We start from the raw sequence: 17,786 nt of genomic DNA, 5'->3' as shown, positions 1-17,786 counted from the left end.
CATTTTACGTGTCTGTACGAGGTTCAAATCGGATCTTTAATCGTTGATGCAAAATTGGCATAAGAGAGTCAACAGCAATGGTGATGTTGAAACGATAATCAAAGGTCGGTCTATGGGTGTCAGGACTCAGGTTCAAGAATTGAAAGGTAAGTCCCTACTATTATTTGCTTCAGCGTTGGGACTCACGACAGGTATGTCAGCCACCATGTTTTATAGTTTGGGCGCCTTTATTCCTTCGTTGCAGCAAGAGTTTGGCTGGAGCCGAAGCGAGTTATCTTTTGGTGCTACGGTGCTTACCCTGTCACTTTTTATCGTAGGTTCTTTTGTCGGTCGATTGTGTGATCGTTACGGTGCAGCTTTAGTCGGGACTGTTAGCTTAGTGAGTCATGCTTTGGCCATTGTGCTGTTGGCCAGTCAGATGAACAACCTCTATCAATTCTGGATTGGTTATTTTGTTATCGCGGTATTAGGCGCGGGTTCGACACCTATTGTTATGGTCAGGCCCATTAGTGCCTGCTTTGACCGGGCGAGAGGTTTTTCTCTGGGCCTGGCATTAACTGGCGCAGGCGTTGCCGGTTTTTGGGTGCCACGCTTGGTGGCGGGAGTAGTGGAAACCTATGGGTGGCGAGAAGCTTACTACGCGCTGGCTGCTGTGGCGCTGGCAGCGTCGCCTATTGTTTGGGCAGGTTTTCGGCATTTGCCGGAACTGACGCCTCACCAAACTTTTCAGCAGACGCAGGGGGATACTCACTCTGCGGCACGCCGAACCGCTGTTTATTGGTTGTTGTCAGCGATTGGTCTAATGATGGCTCTTGGCGTGGCCGGGATTATTGTTCATTTAATACCCATTTTTATTGATCTGGGTCTGACGATGGTGAACGCGGCCGCCATTGCTTCAATTCTGGGTATCACCAGTGTGGTTGGTCGTTTGGTTATCGGGTATTTGCTAGATCACTTGCCTATGGTGCTCGTGAGTTCGGCAGTGCTGTTGTTGGCCAGTACCGGTATTTTTCTGTTGTGGCAGTTTGGTTTGCAGTTTGCGTGGTTAGCTACGGCATTGCTGGGCTTGGCTGCTGGTGCAGAAGTGGATTTGATTGCATATCTCACCGTTTCCTATTTTGGGAGGCGTCACTACGGCGCCATTTATGGTTGGCAATACAGTGTTTTTATTTTCGGTTATGGCCTTAGTCCCTGGTTGTTGGGGATGTTGCACGATGTCTATGGCAGTTACCAAAGACCATTGATGTTCAGTACATTTTTAGCTGGCTTGGCCGTACTGCTCTGCCTTGCTTTGCCAAAAACGCAGCGCGCATAACGAAAGAAGACGAAACCTCAAACACATGTATATGATTCCAGGAACTGCGCGTTATGTCGAAACTAGATCGATGTTTTAATATTAATGATCTGCGTGACAGGGCTCGACGCTATTTGCCTGCACCATTGTTTCATTACATTGAGGGAGGGGCAGACGATGAATATTCCCTCGCAAAAAATACCGCAGCTTTTAACAAATTCGAGTTTATACCCAATTATTTGAGAGATATGTGTGATGTGGATATGCGTTCCACTGTGCTCGGCAGGCAGTTGAGCTGGCCGTTAGTTTTGTCCCCCACAGGTATGACTCAGCTGTTTCATCCGGGCGGTGAAAGTGCAGTAGCGGTGGAGGCTGCCAGATCTGGTGTGGGATACAGTTTGTCCACTATGGCGACAACGAGTATTGAGGATATTGCCAAAGTCAGTGATGGCCTGAAAATGTTTCAGCTGTATTTGCTCACTGATGACGGTTTGAATTACGAGACAATTGATCGCTGTAAAGCTGCGGGTTATGACGCCTTGTGCCTCACCGTTGACACCGTTGTGGCTGGTAATAGAGAGCGCGACCATCGATCGGGTTTGGCGGTGCCTCCAAAAATGGGTCCGCGCGCCTTAATGAATTTTTCATTAAGGCCAAAGTGGTGTTTGGATTATTTGCTGGGCAAGAAATTTGATTTGCCAAACTGCAAACGCCAAGAAGTTAATTGCGATGCGGACTTGTCGACCTTAACAGCGTTCTTTTTGTCTATTATGGATCGCAACTTGAATTGGGATCGAGCAGAAAAGCTGATTGAGTATTGGGGTAAACCCTTTGCAATCAAAGGTATTCTGTCTGTTGACGATGCTCGTCGTGCGGTTGGTATTGGTGCTTCAGCTATTATCGTTTCCAATCATGGTGGCCGCCAATTAGATGGTGCAGTAAGTGCTGTCGATGCTCTACCAGACATTGTTGATGCCGTAGGTGGAGAAGTTGAAATCATTCTGGATGGTGGTATTCGCAGGGGTTCGCACATAGTGAAAGCGCTGGCTTTAGGGGCATCTGCTTGTATGGTAGGCAGACCCTATTTATACGGGCTGGCTACGGCAGGGCGCGAGGGTGTCGAAAAGGCCTTGTGCTTGTTGCACGCAGAGACTGAGCGAACATTGGCGTTATTAGGTTGTGCCAGTATTGCCGAAGTCGGTCGAAGTCATTTGCGAGCCGCCAATTCGCTGCCGTCTTTTCTTCAATAAAATGCTTCTGAAATCAGCGGGCTGAATACCTGTGCCTCTTTTTCCCGTAAGTTTAAATTAATCAATTGTTTCTAGTGCAACGCTATTAACTTTCTGGCTTGCTGAAACCTTTCTAGGCACTTTTTATGGCGGCTCTTGGAGAGAAAGGGACGAATAAAGTGACCTTCAATGACGGTTTATGACACATAAGGGCATGCCCATAAAGGTAGTGTCCTCCTAGAATCCCTGTTGACTCATCAAAAGCTTTAAAAGGGCTTTTTTGAGAGCGCTATTAAAAGAAATTAGCAGTTATTAAGCACTGGTATTACACGGGGATAAAATGATGGATATCAAAAATGATAAGTCCGGAAAGGGTTCTTTCCGAGGCTGTAGAGCGGCTGTTGTTCCACTGGTATTTATGTCGGTATTTTCACTAGATGCATTTGCTCAGCTGGAAGAGGTTATCGTTACCGCACAAAAGCGTGCCCAGAGCGCCGATGATGTCGGGATGTCGATTCAGGCTATTTCGGGCAGTGCGCTAAAAGATAATGGTGTAGTTGATGCATCAGATCTTACGCAACTGATCTCAGGGTTTACCTTTAGCCGTTCAAATGCAAACACCCCTATTTTTACGTTGCGGGGTATTGGTTTCCAGACCCCTAATCTTTCGTCTTCCAGCCCGGTCGGCGTTTACCTCGATGAAGTAGCTTTAGCTTATCCGTACATGGCAAACGGACCGTTGTTTGATATTGAGCGAGTCGAGGTTTTGAAAGGGCCGCAGGGTACGCTGTATGGCAGGAATACTACGGGTGGACTGGTGAACTTTATTGCCGCCAAGCCAACTCAGGATTTTGAAAGCTCTGTAACCATGGAGGCGGGTAACTACGACACCTATAACTTTGAAGGTTTTGTTAATGGGGCAATATCGGACACAGTTAGTGTACGTCTGGCCGCCAGAAGTGAAAACAGCGATGAAGGTTGGCAGAAAAGTCGGAGTCGAAATGATGAGCTGGGTGAAAAGGAGCGAGCGGCTGCACGCCTGTCCGTGTTGTGGGAACCTAACGATAGATTGACCGCCAACTTTGGAGCTTCCTGGTGGCAGGATAAGTCTGACACTGTGGCAACTCAGGCGTCAGCCTTCATTCCGGATGAGCCGGCATTTATCAACCCGGGGATTCCGGCTAGTGTTTATTCCGATTGGGATAATGACGAAGCTGACTGGGGTGCGAGTGCACCGGGTCGGCCGGAGTATCGCACTGATTCGAGATTTTATTCCCTGACAGCCCGCTTTGATTATCAGCTCACCGATTCAACGACGCTGGTATCTTTGACAAGTTACAACGATTTGGAACGCCGGGATTTTACCGATGCCGACGGAACTTCACTCGAAGTTATCGATTTTGATTCCATGGGCGAAATTCAGAGCTTTTCTCAGGAGTTTCGGATTCACGGCGAAACCGATAATACGAAATGGCTTGTTGGGGCTTTTTATGCGGAAGATGAAATTGTTGACAATCAGGTCGGCTATTATGACGAAGGTTCAACTGTTGAATTTTTGCGATTTGTTGGATTAACAATACCTCAAACGGAGTTTACCCCGGAAGAAATTAGCAATGGTTTTGCGAGGTTTGGCAATAAATCCGATCATGATATCCGTTCGTATTCGATTTTGGGTAATGTTGAGTGGATGTTGAATGAGCAGGTCACCATTCTTGCTGGCCTTCGTTATACCAAAGACCGTACCGAATTTGCTGGATGCTCCACCGATCATGAGGGTAATACCAGGCCGGTCTGGAACACCACACTTGATCTGGTGGCATCCGGCGTGGGTGGTAGTGCGAATGTGGGTGTTAACGAATGTCTGACATTTAACGAATCACTTACCGATAACGTGTTGGTTCAGAACACGCTTGAAGAAGAGAACGTGTCTGGTCGTATTGGTATCAACTACATGCCTAATGAAGACATGCTGATATACGCCTCATTAGCCCAGGGGTACAAAACTGGTGCTTTCCCTGTTGTTCCAGGAAACTCTGAAGTTCAATTTGAACCAGCCGTTCAGGAAAAGCTTGTTGCTTATGAGGTGGGGGTTAAATCTTCTCTGTTTGACCGAGCGGCGCAACTGAACGCCAGTGTTTTTTTCTACGATTACACCGACAAGCAGCTCTATGGCAATGTTATAGACCCAGTGTTTACCACGCTAGAGCTGGTGGTTAATGTTCCGGAATCTGAGGTTTATGGTGGTGAAATAGAGCTAACTGTTAGCCCGACAGATTCCTTGCGGTTTGGTCTTAACGCCTCCTATACGCATAGTGAAATCACTGACTTTATTGGTATAAATAGCTTGGGCGAAGCGGAAGATTTTGCCGGGTCAGACTTCCCTTACACACCGGAATGGCAGGTAAATGGTCAAATCAGCTATTTGTTGCCGGTGGGAAGTGAGTTCAATTTGATATCAAACCTAAGCGCCCATTATCAGACGTTTTCAGAAGGGGTTATTGGTGGGGAACATGACTTCAGAATTGGCTCTTACACGACGGTGAATGCCACGATGAACCTGGTAAAAAATGATGATTCATTTCAGGTGGGTTTGTACGCACGTAACCTCTTTGACGAAAATTACTGGACCAATGCTGATACGCTTCAGGATACGATCTTTAGAGTGCCTGGCATGCCGCGTACTTACGGTGTATCAGTTAGCTATAACTTTGATTAACAATAACGAAGTAGGTAAGTGTTGATGAAGCTTTTACGCCTGTCCGCTTTAGCGCTGATTTTATTTTTCAGTTTGATAGGTTGTGGTGGCGAATCACACAAATTTGAAAGTTCAGCCAGAGTTGATGCCCAAAGGCTACTGGCTGCTGATCAGGAGTCGGGTCAGTGGATGTCCACTGGCCGTACCTATGATGAGCAACGCTTTAGCCCATTGGCTTTGATTCATGATGGGAATGTTGGTGAGCTTGCGCTTGAGAGTTACTACGATATTCCTACTCAGCTGGGGCAGGAATCAACACCGATAGTTGTTGATGGCATCATGTATATATCGACTGACTGGAGTGTGGTCAGTGCCCATGATGCCAGAACCGGAGAGTTGCTTTGGCGATTCGACCCGGACGTAAAGAGCGCTTTGGTCAAGAGTTGTTGTGGGCCAAATAACCGGGGTGTAGCCGTTTGGGAGGGCAAAGTGTTTGTCGGTGTCCTCGACGGTAGATTGATCGCTCTTGATGCAACTAACGGCAAACCGGTGTGGGAAACGCTGACAGTGGACCCAGATAAGGCTTATACCATTACGGGTGCTCCACGTGTTGTAAAAGGGTTGGTCGTTATTGGTAATGGTGGTGGAGAATTTGGCGTTCGCGGTTATGTTTCTGCTTATAACGTCAACACTGGTGAACAGGTTTGGCGTTTTTATACAGTACCAGCTCAACCCGGTAAGAGCGATGGCGAGGTTTCTGATCCTGTATTAGAACAGCTGGCTGCGCCAACCTGGCATGGCGAGTTTTGGGTTCATGGTGGCGGTGGTACGGTTTGGGATTCGATGGCTTACGACCCCGCGTTGGATCTACTCTATATCGGCGTGGGGAATGGAGGCCCTTGGAACCAGGGGGTGCGAAGCGATGGTAAGGGAGACAACCTGTTTCTGGCTTCCATTGTTGCGTTGCGGGCTACTACCGGTGAATACGTTTGGCATTATCAGACGACACCCGGCGAGACCTGGGATTTTAACGCCACGCAAAGTATGATTCTGGCAGAGGTAGAAAACGAAGGTCAGCTTCGGCAGGTGTTGATGCAAGCACCCAAGAACGGTTATTTCTATGTGATTGATCGGGAAACGGGCGAGCTGTTGTCAGCGACTGCTTTTGTGCCCATGACCTGGAGTACCGGTGTTGATATGGCAACGGGGAGGCCCGTTGAGAACCCTGCTGCCCGATTTTATGAAACCGGAGAGCCGTTTCTTTTGACTCCCAGTGGGCTGGGCGCGCACAGTTGGCAACCCATGTCGTTTAGCCCGGAAACGGGCCTAGCATACATACCGGTGCAACAGCTTCCCGTTATTTACAAAGACAACAGCGATGAGCCGCGCGGTGACAAGAAGTTTAATCTTAACGTTTCTTTTTCTTTCGTAACACCTCCAAAAGAGTTAGCGATAGGCGGCTGGCTGGCCGCTTGGGATCCAGTGTTAGCTAAAGAAGTTTGGCGTGTTCCTTACCCTGGACCGGTAAACGGTGGGACATTGGTTACTGCGGGTAACCTTGTATTTCAGGGGAGTGGGCAAGGCGAGTTTCTCGCTTACGACGCATCTTCTGGTAAATCGCTTTGGCGTTTCGATGCAGGTACAGGCATTGTAGCTGCACCGATCACTTACACGGTTGAGGGTGATCAATATGTAGCATTGATGGCGGGTTGGGGAGGGAATCTGGCCTTTCTTGGAGGGGCAAAATTTGGCGTTTCCGGTAAAAACAGGTTGTTAATATTTAAGCTGAATGGGTCTGCAATCTTACCGGCGAAGACCGTGGTTACTGATCTAGAAGTGCCGGTAATTAAAGATTTCCTTGGCGAAGGCGATGTGCAGTTGGGCGGTGAGTTATATGAACGATACTGTAGCCGTTGTCATGGTGCTACTGCGATAAGTGGCGGAATCGTGCCAGATCTTCGCTACAGCAGCTTTCTTGCGTCGGAAGAAAGCTGGTTGGCTGTGGTGCGTGATGGCGCGCTCTCAAGTAATGGTATGGCAAGTTTCCAGTCGCAGTTGAGTGATACGGAAATTAAGTTTGTTCGTTCCTATGTTGTCCATGCCGCGAAGCGATTGTCCACAACTAAGTAAAGGCTTTGCTCTTTAGGTGCGCCAGTTAGCTGAAAATAAAACTGGGTGTTTTTGTAAAAACCTAGGCTTCTTTTTCTCTTATTATCAAAGTTTGATCCTTTATCGCATGCTTTAACGTATGTTGTTGTCTTTCCGTTTTTTTACTGTAATGGATCTAATCTTTTGCGGCACTCCCGTCTGATTTATTAAAGGGCTGGTTTTCTAAATTAGCTATATCCCAACCCAAAGTATGGGTTGTTGCTGAACTGATATCGTTATATTACCTGGCATATTATCGTTGAGTCGGCCGTCAGGTATGATCGACGTTCGGCGATTCGGAGCAATGCATGAGTTATCTATCAAATAATGAGGAAATAACAATCTTCCGAGAAATGGTTTTACGGTTTCTTGAGCAAGAGGTTGCACCTCATTTTGAAACCTGGGAAAAGCAGGGCATTACCCCGCGCAGTTTCTGGAACAAGCTGGGTGAGGCTGGCATGTTATGTGTAGACATGCCCGAGCAATATGGTGCTGCCGGGGCGGACTATCTGGTTTGCCAAATGATTATCGAGGAACTGGCGCGCCTAGGTTATTCCGGGCTATCCAGTGGCTACAATATCCATTCCAGTATTGTGGCCCCTTATATTTTGCATATTGGTACCGAAGAGCAACAGCAGCAATGGCTGCCCGCCATGGTGTCGGGTGATGCTGTTGGCGCAATAGCCATGACTGAACCCGGAGCGGGGAGTGATTTGGCGGCGTTGAGAACAACGGCTATTCGGGATGGCGACGAATATGTGATTAACGGCTCAAAAGTTTTTATCACTAACGGTATTCATGCCGATGTGGTGATAGTTGCCGCGAAAACTGATCCGAGTGCGGGCGCAAAAGGGATTTCACTATTTCTGGTTGATACCAGGTTGCCAGGTTTTGTGAAGGGCAAAAAAATTGAAAAACTGGGGCAACACAGTAGCGATACCGCAGAATTGTTTTTTGACAACCTGAGGGTGCCTTCGAGTGCCTTGCTCGGTGAGACAGGAAAGGGGTTTGTTTACCTGATGCAGGAACTGCCGCGAGAGCGCCTTGGAATCGCTGCGACGGCCATTGGCGCCGCGCAGGGTGCTTTGGATATTACGATTGATTATGTGGGCGAGCGAGCTGCGTTCGGCAAAAAACTTTCGGCGTTGCAGAATACGCGTTTCAAACTGGCTGAAGCCAAAGCTGAGTTGGAGTTATGTAGAGCTTATGTTGAAAAGTGTGCTTTCAGGTATGCGTCAGGGGCTATGACCGTTGAGGAGGCGGCTCTGGTCAAGCTCACAGCTACAGAGATGCAGTGCCAGGTGACTAACACCTGTTTACAACTTTTTGGTGGTTATGGGTACACAAAAGAATACCCGATATCACGTTTTTATATCGACGCCAGAGTTCAAACGATCTATGGCGGTACCTCGGAAATTATGAAAGAGGTGATTGCACGCTCAATTCTGGACAAGTAAATAGCCAGGTAAGCCCGGGTTGAGATCAGTGGAAATCTGATGTTTGTTGGAAAATATTAATAACAATTAGTGAATCATGAATGACGATTCCAGGGGGAATAACCTATGTCAAACTCCGAAATACCCGTGTATCAGCATGTGATAAATGGCCAAAATTGCGAGCCGCAAAGTGGTGAATATGCCGATGTGATTAACCCGGCCAATGGCGCCGTTGTTGGTCGGGCTGCAATGGGGAATACAGCCGATGTCGATGCTGCCGTTGCCGCAGCCAGAGCGGCGTTCAATGATCGTGGCTGGCGACACATGCCTCCCTCTGAGCGATCAAAAATACTCTATCGCTGTGCGCAGCTTGTGATAGCCAATGCCCCAGAGCTGATTGGTCTCGAAATTTCATGTTCCGGCGCTACGGTTAACCGGGCGGCGAATATGGATATTCCGGCCATTGCCGACTTGTGGATGAATCTGGCAGAAACAGTTAAAACCTACCCGTTTGTGGAAAATCATGCGCCGCGGATTCTGCCAGAACTGTGGCATACGCAAGTGTGGAAGGAGCCGGTTGGTGTTTGTGGTTTGATTACCGCCTGGAACTTTCCGCTGTTGCTGTTTTCGTGGAAGGTAGGCCCAGCACTGGCAGCAGGTAACACCATTGTGCTTAAGCCCTCTGAGTTAACACCCACTTCGTCAATTCGTCTGGCTGAAATATTGCAGCAGGTGTTGCCGCCCGGGGTGTTGAATATTGTCAACGGCGCTGGTCACGTTGTGGGTGAAGCGATGAGTCTGCACCCGGATATCGACAAAATGTCATTTACCGGTTCCACACGGGTGGGCCGTTTAATTCAGGCAAATTGTGCTGCAACTATGAAGCGCTGCACACTGGAATTGGGTGGTAAGGGACCGGGTATTGTGATGCCTGATGCCAATCTGGATATGGTCGCTCAGGGAGCTCTTTTTGGTGTCTATATGAATGCGGGGCAGGCCTGTGAATCGGGTACTCGGCTGTTAGTACATGAGTCCGTATACGACGAGCTATTGGAGAAACTGGTATCCAGGTCTGCGGGTGTGGTTGTGGGTAACCCTGCCGAGCCCTCTACCGGTATGGGACCAATGTCCACCGAGGCCCATTTCAACAAAGTGATGGGTTACATCGAATCAGGTGTTAACGAAGGTGCACGGTTGCTCTGTGGCGGAAAACAGGCGCAAGTGGCCGGTTGCGACGGTGGCTTTTATGTGGAGCCTACAGTGCTTGCCGACGTAACAAATGATATGAAAGTTGCACGGGAAGAGATTTTTGGTCCTGTACTTTCAGTGATTAAATTCAGTGATGTTGAAGAAGCGGTTGCGCTGGCTAACGACACAGAATACGGGTTGTCAGCGGGTATCTGGACGGATGATCTGGTGCTGGCGCAACAACTGGCTCGAGATCTCAGGGCCGGATCAATCTGGATTAACGATTGGCACATGTTGCGTACCGACGCGCCGTTCGGTGGTTACAAACAAAGCGGGTTTGGTCGGGAGCTTGGCAAGTACAGCCTCGATTCCTACGTTGAGACCAAGGCCGTTTCCATGTCCTTTGAACAGTCGCCCGAGAGCAAGGCGATGCATCGGTTGGTGTACCCATAAGTCGCTATCGATAAAAACTGAAAAGTATAAAGATTACAGGGGTATCTCTTATGTCCAGCACTGGATATTTTCAATACAACTTACGCACTGTTATTCACAGTGGTTACGGTAGTGTTATTCGTGTTCCGGCTTTATTGCAGGGGTTAGGCGCTCGTCGGGTTTTGTTAATCAGCGATCAGGGGTTAAAAAATGTAGGTATCGTTGACCGGGTTGCTGCGACGTTCGACATGCCTCAATCGGGAACCATGCCAACCCTGGCGGCAATTTACACAGATATTTTGCCAGATGCAGGCAGCAGTAACGTCAATGACTGCATCGCGTTTGCCCGAGCGAATGCCATTGATTCGATTCTCGCTGTGGGTGGGGGTAGTGTGCTTGATGCGGCTAAGGCCGTTAAATATGCGCTGTGCCATCAATTGCTTGATATTGCTGAATCTTTGCAGGCGGGTATCAAAATGGAAACCTGGCCGGAAGCCCAGCATATGGGTATTCCTCACTTGGCCGTACCGACTACCGCAGGTACCGGAGCCGAAGTCAGCCCGGCGGCTGTTATTCTTAATGAGGAAGCGGGGTTTAAAGGTGGCTTGGTCGCACCGTTTCTGGATGCTGATATCGCGGTTCTCGACGCTCAACTTACACTCGGGTTGCCGCCCGGACTAACCGGGTCTACCGGCATGGATGCGCTGACTCATGCGCTTGAAGGGGTTGCCTCTCCCAATGCAAACCCGTTCAGCGATGCCCATTCTATTTTGGCGGCACAGCTAATTGAACAATATCTGCCAAAAGCCGTTGCCAACGGACAGGATGTCGAAGCCAGAACGCAAATGATTAATGCCAGCTGCATGGCTATTAACGGTTATGTGGCCGCATTAAACGCTACGCCTGTACACAACTGCTCACATGCTTTTGGCGCGCTATATCATGTGCCTCATGGTGACGGTAATGCCGTGCTATTGCCCATTGTGATGGAATGTCTGCCAGAGCTTTATGTGGGGAATGCGGAACGTCTTGCTAATGCGTTAAACATGGCGCCCAACGGCAAAACGGGTGTAGATCGGCTCGCCGAGGTGATAGAAAAAATCCGCAGCCTTCAGAGAGAGATTGGTTGTGCGACAGACTTCTCTCGATGGAATGTAAAAGAAGAGGATATGGAAAAAATTATCACTGCGGTGGTAAATGATCCTATGGCTGTGTTCTACCCCATCCCAGTAGAAAAAATAAGGGAAATAACACTCAAAGCTATTGGTTAAAGGTGATAGCTGAAGTTCGATAGCATGGTTATTGGTAGGCGCCGCTGAATTAGCCAGCGGCGTCTTAATATCTTGTCTTGCCGGTAAATTGATGCATCTTTTGTTCTGTAGCGCCGCTTTTCCTTCAGTGTCTGTATGTATTGTAACCAGTTTCGCTTTTTTTGAAGAGTATGAACGCTTATACTCGTGAGCCGCTCTATCTGTAGTGTTGAGTGAGTACAATATGGAAAAGGGCGCGTACGGAACACTTCGGTAGCTCACAATAGAAAATCCAGCTGGGCGCTCGCAAAAATGACAACTAATAATAACTGTTGGGATGTTTAGAAACCCGATTCCGGAACAACTGCAATCAGAGTATGTTGCCCACCTCTCCGGTGCGCGTCTTCGTGCCGCTCGGCAGTTGTTTCTGCTCGCCGTAATACTTTACGCTGCTTTTGCGCCGGTGGACCTTTGGGCGCTTCCTTCGGCATTAATCACTGTGTGGAAAATTCGTGCGGTGGTGGTTGTGCTTTTGATTGCGTTGATAATTTCTACTTATTACAGCTTCTTCCTGAAACATTACTCACTTCTGATGTTGGCAAGTTTCCTTATTACCGGCGGTGGAATAGATGCAATGTTGTTCATTACCGGCCCTGAAGATCCGGCTAAGAACTTCTATTATGCAGGAATGCTGTTAGTAATTATGGGGCTCTACAGTTTTAGTTTTTCTCCGATTTGGCACGATGCTTTAGCCGGGTTTAGCCTTGTGGTCAGTTACCTTTTAATGCTCAGCTTGATCAGAGATATGAGTGATCAAAGGGAGTTTTTTATCGTTATTACTAACGGTGTTTTTCTTGTGTCAGCGAATGTTCTTGGTATCTTTTCTGCACTTAAGCGTAACGAATATATCCGGGAAAGTTTTTTGCTGAGACAAAAGCTTTCTGAAGATTTGGCCCGAACCCGACAGGAGAAACAACAAAGCGAATTCTTGTCAGAGCACGATGCGCTGACGGAGTTATGTAATCGTAAAAAATTGATGAAGGACTTGTACGAGAATCTAGAAATAGCTCGTTCTTCCGGGCAATGTGTTGCTTTACTGTTCATTGACTTGGATGGCTTTAAGGCTATCAATGACAATTATGGCCATGCAGTCGGAGATGACGCTCTGAAGGCGATCGCTGGGAGGATAACGGCTTGCGTCAGAGGTGATGACCTTGTCGCTCGATATGGTGGAGACGAATTTGCCATCATCTTGAATATTGATCCGGCCCATCGTGAGGTTGCTGTGCGTGTTGCAAACTCTGTCCTGGCGAGTATTGAGAAACCTGTTCGACACTCGGCAATGACACTCAAACTATCGGCCAGCATAGGAGTTGCTTTTTTCCCTGATCATGCTTCGGATGCAGACATGTTAATTCGGGCTGCGGATAAAAGTATGTATGAAGCGAAAGGCATGGGTAAAGGCAGGGTGTCGATAACATCAAACGACAAAGAACCTGCCAGTAGCCAGGAGCTGGTAACTGAGGTGTGAGTTACTCCTCCAAAACAATAAAATCGGATTTCTGTGAACCGCAGGCGGGACAAATCCAGTCTTCAGGAAGATCTTCAAACCGGGTGCCTGCCGGAACTCCCTCAAAGGGGAGTCCTAGCTCTTCGTCATAAATTTCACCACAGGAAATACACTGCCATTTTTTATAACTGGTGGACATGTAATACCTCCCTAATTACGCCATTTTGAAACGAATAGGCACTTCTTTAGGCCCGGCAACAAATTCCGATTCAGCCATTTTCGGTTCGCCTGTAAGCTCTACAGATTCGATTCGTGGAATGGCTTCTTCCCAGAACTTGATCATTTCCAGGCGCGCCAGGTGTTGGCCCAAACAGATGTGAGAACCATAACCTAAACCAGCATGCCGGTTTGGTTGCCGGGTGGGGTTGAATGTGTCGGGGTCTTCAAAGGCATCGTCATCAAAGTTTGCAGCAAGGAACGAGAGATAAACCATGTCGCCTTTTTTAATCGTTTCGCCGTGGAACTCATAGTCTTCAGCCGCAGAGCGGGTGAACTGCTGTACAGGGCTCGCCCAGCGGATGGATTCTTCGACGAAACCCTTGATTAACGCGGGATCATTTTTTAACTGCTGCAATAACTCAGGGCTTTGTGCCAGTTGCCACATGGAGTGAGCAGTGGTGGCGGCAGTTGTGTCGTGGCCAGCACTGGAGGCGATAATCAGGTAAGAAACCATAGCCCGCTCTTCCATCGGGCAGCCATTGATTTTGCTGTTAGCAATAACCGATGCAATATCCGATTTTGGGCAAGCCCGGCGATTTTCTACCAGGTCCAGAAAATAGTCTTTCCATTCGTTGTAGGCGATATCCCAAGTGCGAATAATTTCTTCCGGATCACTCAGGTCAGCTCCCGGGCGCTTCAGGTCGGGGTCCGCGTAAGTAAACATCCACTGGGTAAGGCGCAGCATTTTTTGGTGGTCTTCTTCCGGAAGGCCAATTAAATTACAAACCACCTCCAGAGGGTATTGGAAGGCGATATCTTTCGCGAAATCACATTCGGGGCCAATCTCTTCGAGTCGGTCAACCCATTTTTTTGCAGTTACGCTCACGGTGTCAGCCAGTTTCGCGATTTCCTGTGGCATAAACATACTAGCAGTGACATCGCGGTAGTCTTTATGCATGGGTTCATCCATATGGACCAGCGTTTGGAAAATATGGGGTTTACCGCCAGAGTACTCGCGCATCATGCGTTCGGCCACTTTTGATGCCAGTGTTTTGGAGCGCTGCGCGTTCAGGAAAATATCATCGCGGCGCGTGATTTCGCGAACGTCCTCAAATTTGGTAATGATCCAGTGCGGGTCGTAACCGGGAACTTCGGCAATGCCTACCGGGTACTCTTTTTGTATGGTTTTGAACAGTTTTCTTACCGTGTCCCGATTGCCAAAGGTATGAGGGTTATATAACGGTGCGATTAACTCAGTGGGGATGATGGGGGCGGTCATGCGAATTACCTCTGGTTTGCTTTTATTTATTTTTTTAGATTAAGCGCTTTTCATAGTGCTAGCTGAATAAAGATTAACATCGAAAAAGTCCACCCCAACCATCCTAAAGGATGGTAATTAATCGGGGATGCCTTACTGGATTATAGCAACCACAACCAACCTTTAGTCTGGTGAACGGGGCTGGTGTATAAAAGATAGTTGCCCCCAACAAATATTATATAAAGGCAAAATTATGTTAACGGGTGCAGACGAATATCCTTTTCATCAAACGGCAGAGCCTATGGCCTATGCGGGTACTGATCGCAATTTTTATGATCGTTTCTGGTTTGGCGGCTATACCAAAGACCGGTCGCTGTTTTTCTCATTAGCGTTTGGCCTCTATCCGCAGCTGGATATTATGGATGCGTCATTTTGCGTACTCTGGAAGGGTAAACAACATAATTTGCGCGCATCAAGGCATATGAATGGTGATCGTTCCGTGCTGACAGTTGGGCCTGTTTCTATTGAAATTATTTCGCCTCTGAAGAGCTCGCGCGTTGTGATCAATGATGAGAAACACGGGATAAAAGCGGATTTAGTGTTTAGTGCGCGGCATCTTCCTATTGAAGAACCCAGATTCACCAGGCGTATAGGCACTCGCGCGTTTATGGATTACACCCGAATGACTCAAAACGTGACCTGGCAGGGTAGCATTGATGTTGCCGGGGAGCGTATTGCGCTATCTGCAGAGGATTGCGTTGGTACTCGTGATCGAAGCTGGGGGGTTAGGCCTGTAGGGAAAGCTGATTCTCAGCCGCCGGTGGGCGGCGACGATTTTGGCAATCAGTTTTTCTGGTTGTGGACCCCCACGAATTTTGACTCCCATGTAGTATTTTCGCACACCAACGACGACAACTTCGGGCGGCCCTGGAACAGAAGGGCGGTTATTCAGCCCATTGGTGAACCTGCTTTGGAGTTTGAAGATATTATTTATGATTATACCTGGCGCCCGAACAGTCGTCGTATTGATACGCTCACGTGCTCTTTACGTGGTGACAATGGCGAAGCGGTGTTGCGTTTTAAAACCGGCAGCCACTTCTATATGTCCGGTCTCGGGTATTTTCATCCTGCTTGGGGGCATGGGCGAGATCATGGCCCATTGGCCGTTGAATATGACGTTGTTGATGTTGGCGGGGTTGATGAGAGTGATCCGCTCTGGTGGCATATTCAGGCATTGTCTACTGCCGAACTGGAGGTGTTAGGAAAAAGTTACCGTGGCGTCGGTTTAGTTGAGCAAATGTTTATTGGTGCTCACCAACCCACGGGGATGTTGGAATCTTTTGGTCCGGCAGGAGAAGGCGGTAAATGAATATTACGCCCCGGTCTCCTGAAGAGTTTTCCAATCAATGGTTTGAGCACTGTTTGAAGGCTCCGCCTGGCAGTTTGGAAAACTGGTCTGCTCAAGCGATTGGTGATGGGCATATAGCAGGTAGTTATCGTGTTCTGTTGAAATGGAAGCATGACGGGCAGCCATTGAGTGTGGTGGTAAAGTGTCCGCACCCGGGTGACCAGAATCGGCAAATAGCAAAGGAATTATGGCTTTACCGCCGGGAGGTGGCCTGGTATCAGGTGTTTGCGGAGCAATCCAGGGTTCGTTGCCCGAAATGTTATTTTGTCAGTATTAATGCCGCCGGTGACGAGTTTGCTCTGATTCTGGAAGATTGTGCTCCGGCTAAACAGGGTGACCAGTTGTCGGGGGCAACGACTAACATCGTGGCTAAGGCACTGCGTGAGATGGCTTTGTTGCACACTCCTTTTTTCTTAAACCCGAGTGCTCTCAACAATGAATGCTTGCAGTACGACTTCAAGCACAGAAAGGAAAAAGTTGCCCAGTTTGATTGGGCCTGGCCGCTGTTCAAGGAGCGTTATAGGGGCAGGTTTGATCAGGATTTTTTTGAAATGGGCGACCGTTTTTGCGCCAGTTTTGAGAAGTTTGTTTATATGGAATCTTCCCAAAATACACTGATTCACAATGATGTCAGGCTCGACAATATGCTTGTTGGCGGAGCTGATGGCCGAATCATTATTCTTGATTGGCAAACCGTCGGTATAGGCAGCCCTATGTGCGATGTGGCCTACCTTATCGGGACCAGCTTTTCTGATTCGGCAATAAGAAAGCGTGAAGAGAAAAGCTTGTTTAACCAATATGTCGATACGCTAAAAACACTGGGCGGAGTAGTTGATGAAGATCGTTTATGGAAGGAGTATCGTATTCAGTCATTTTCCGGATTTGTTCAGGCGGTGTGTGCGGGTATGCTTGTTGAACGTACCGAACGAGGCGATGAGATGTTTGCAGTAATGGCTGAAAGGCCGGGCCAGCAGGTTTTGGATCTGGATAGTTTGGAGTTGCTGTAGATTATTATCGAAACTTTATGACTGACTCTTTATTGAAATCGGATACAGAAACGATAGCTGATCGTTTAAATAAATCACAGATGTACCAGCAATTGGATAGACTGGTGGGCCTGTCTGCGGCCGACTGGCAGACCATTTTGCGTTATCTCTCTGTTGAAACAGTCCCTCCCCGGTATTGTTTACAGGCTGTGGGTTCGCCAGTCAAAAAACACTACTTTATTACACAGGGGTTGGTACGGCTTTTTTATATCACGCCGGAAGGTAAGGATATTAACAAAGGGTTTTACAGCGAGGGCCACATTGCAGGCAGTTTGAGCGGATTGATTTTAAGAGAGCCAAGTCGCTTCGGAATTGAAACCCTTGAAGCCTGCACACTGATTGCAATGAATCTGGAAAATTTCGACGACTTGATGAAAACCTGTGATGGCTGGGCGCGAATATTCAATCACAGCTGCCAGATGATGCTTATTCGGAATGAGCGCAGAGAGGCAGAGTTACTCTCATTGTCTTCAAAAGCGAGGTTTCTTCAGTTTGTGAAAAATTTTGGTGCCGATATGGCACGTATCCCTCAGTATCACATCGCATCCTACCTCGGCATCACCCCCACAGCGTTGTCGCGCTATAAAGATCAATGGTTGCAGCAGGGCAGTTAAGCACAGTTGCCGTAAAAGTTGCTTTCATCTTGTACTAGTACAACGACATGCCCCTTCCG

Annotated in this window: 13 protein-coding genes; 11 read left to right on the top strand and 2 right to left on the bottom strand. The window is 48.1% G+C overall.

Translation table 11 applies throughout. The annotated features are described in order from the left end of the window. Positions 1-46 precede the first annotated feature (46 nt). The 8 genes from H7A02_08975 to H7A02_08940 all read left to right on the top strand — a co-directional run bounded on the left by H7A02_08975 (position 47) and on the right by H7A02_08940 (position 13,203). Positions 47-1,315, top strand: coding sequence for an MFS transporter (locus tag H7A02_08975; GenBank protein ID MCP5172384.1), 1,269 nt, complete (start codon positions 47-49; stop codon positions 1,313-1,315). A 53-nt stretch (positions 1,316-1,368) separates the two neighbouring features. Further along, the gene (locus H7A02_08970; protein MCP5172383.1) at positions 1,369-2,544 is read left to right on the top strand and encodes an alpha-hydroxy-acid oxidizing protein; all 1,176 of its coding nucleotides are present in this window, start codon (positions 1,369-1,371) and stop codon (positions 2,542-2,544) included. A gap of 319 nt (positions 2,545-2,863) precedes the next feature. Next, a complete protein-coding gene (locus H7A02_08965; GenBank protein ID MCP5172382.1) occupies positions 2,864-5,239 on the top strand; it encodes a TonB-dependent receptor in 2,376 nt (791 codons plus the stop codon). 24 nt (positions 5,240-5,263) lie between these two features. After that, positions 5,264-7,348 (top strand): PQQ-dependent dehydrogenase, methanol/ethanol family, encoded by a 2,085-nt coding sequence (locus H7A02_08960; GenBank protein ID MCP5172381.1) that lies wholly within the window; start codon positions 5,264-5,266, stop codon positions 7,346-7,348. Between the two features lie 326 nt (positions 7,349-7,674). Further along, complete coding sequence (locus H7A02_08955) at positions 7,675-8,823, top strand: acyl-CoA dehydrogenase family protein (protein ID MCP5172380.1); 1,149 nt, start codon at positions 7,675-7,677, stop codon at positions 8,821-8,823. Between the two features lie 105 nt (positions 8,824-8,928). Then, positions 8,929-10,443: an aldehyde dehydrogenase gene (locus H7A02_08950; protein MCP5172379.1), complete on the top strand. Its 1,515-nt coding sequence runs from the start codon at positions 8,929-8,931 to the stop codon at positions 10,441-10,443. A gap of 50 nt (positions 10,444-10,493) precedes the next feature. Beyond that, on the top strand, positions 10,494-11,693 hold the full coding sequence (locus tag H7A02_08945; protein ID MCP5172378.1) for an iron-containing alcohol dehydrogenase: 1,200 nt from the start codon (positions 10,494-10,496) through the stop codon (positions 11,691-11,693). A 478-nt stretch (positions 11,694-12,171) separates the two neighbouring features. After that, positions 12,172-13,203, top strand: a complete 1,032-nt coding sequence (locus H7A02_08940) for a GGDEF domain-containing protein (protein MCP5172377.1) — start codon at positions 12,172-12,174, stop codon at positions 13,201-13,203. Between the two features lies 1 nt (position 13,204). Here the strand turns inward: H7A02_08940 and H7A02_08935 are convergent, their stop codons facing one another. Both H7A02_08935 and H7A02_08930 read right to left on the bottom strand, forming a co-directional pair. Next, positions 13,205-13,381 carry a rubredoxin gene (locus H7A02_08935; GenBank protein ID MCP5172376.1) on the bottom strand — a complete coding sequence of 59 codons (177 nt, stop codon included), beginning with the start codon at positions 13,379-13,381 and terminating at the stop codon, positions 13,205-13,207. Between the two features lie 15 nt (positions 13,382-13,396). Beyond that, positions 13,397-14,680, bottom strand: a complete 1,284-nt coding sequence (locus tag H7A02_08930; GenBank protein MCP5172375.1) for a cytochrome P450 — start codon at positions 14,678-14,680, stop codon at positions 13,397-13,399. A 232-nt stretch (positions 14,681-14,912) separates the two neighbouring features. Between H7A02_08930 and H7A02_08925 the strand changes: the two genes are divergently transcribed. Genes H7A02_08925 through H7A02_08915 form a run of 3 tightly spaced genes read left to right on the top strand, consistent with a single transcriptional unit; the run spans position 14,913 to position 17,727 of the window. Next, positions 14,913-16,028 carry a hypothetical protein gene (locus H7A02_08925; GenBank protein MCP5172374.1) on the top strand — a complete coding sequence of 372 codons (1,116 nt, stop codon included), beginning with the start codon at positions 14,913-14,915 and terminating at the stop codon, positions 16,026-16,028. Next, positions 16,025-17,074: a phosphotransferase gene (locus tag H7A02_08920; protein MCP5172373.1), complete on the top strand. Its 1,050-nt coding sequence runs from the start codon at positions 16,025-16,027 to the stop codon at positions 17,072-17,074. The genes H7A02_08925 and H7A02_08920 overlap by 4 nt, the downstream gene beginning before the upstream one ends. A gap of 17 nt (positions 17,075-17,091) precedes the next feature. Continuing rightward, positions 17,092-17,727 carry a Crp/Fnr family transcriptional regulator gene (locus H7A02_08915; GenBank protein ID MCP5172372.1) on the top strand — a complete coding sequence of 212 codons (636 nt, stop codon included), beginning with the start codon at positions 17,092-17,094 and terminating at the stop codon, positions 17,725-17,727. Positions 17,728-17,786: the final 59 nt, after the last annotated feature.

The organism is Pseudomonadales bacterium (assembly GCA_024234435.1).
Taxonomy (GTDB): Bacteria; Pseudomonadota; Gammaproteobacteria; order Pseudomonadales; family Porticoccaceae; genus JACKOF01.
Note: the sequence above shows the minus strand (reverse complement) of the source record. Positions and strands in the feature narration are given on the sequence as shown.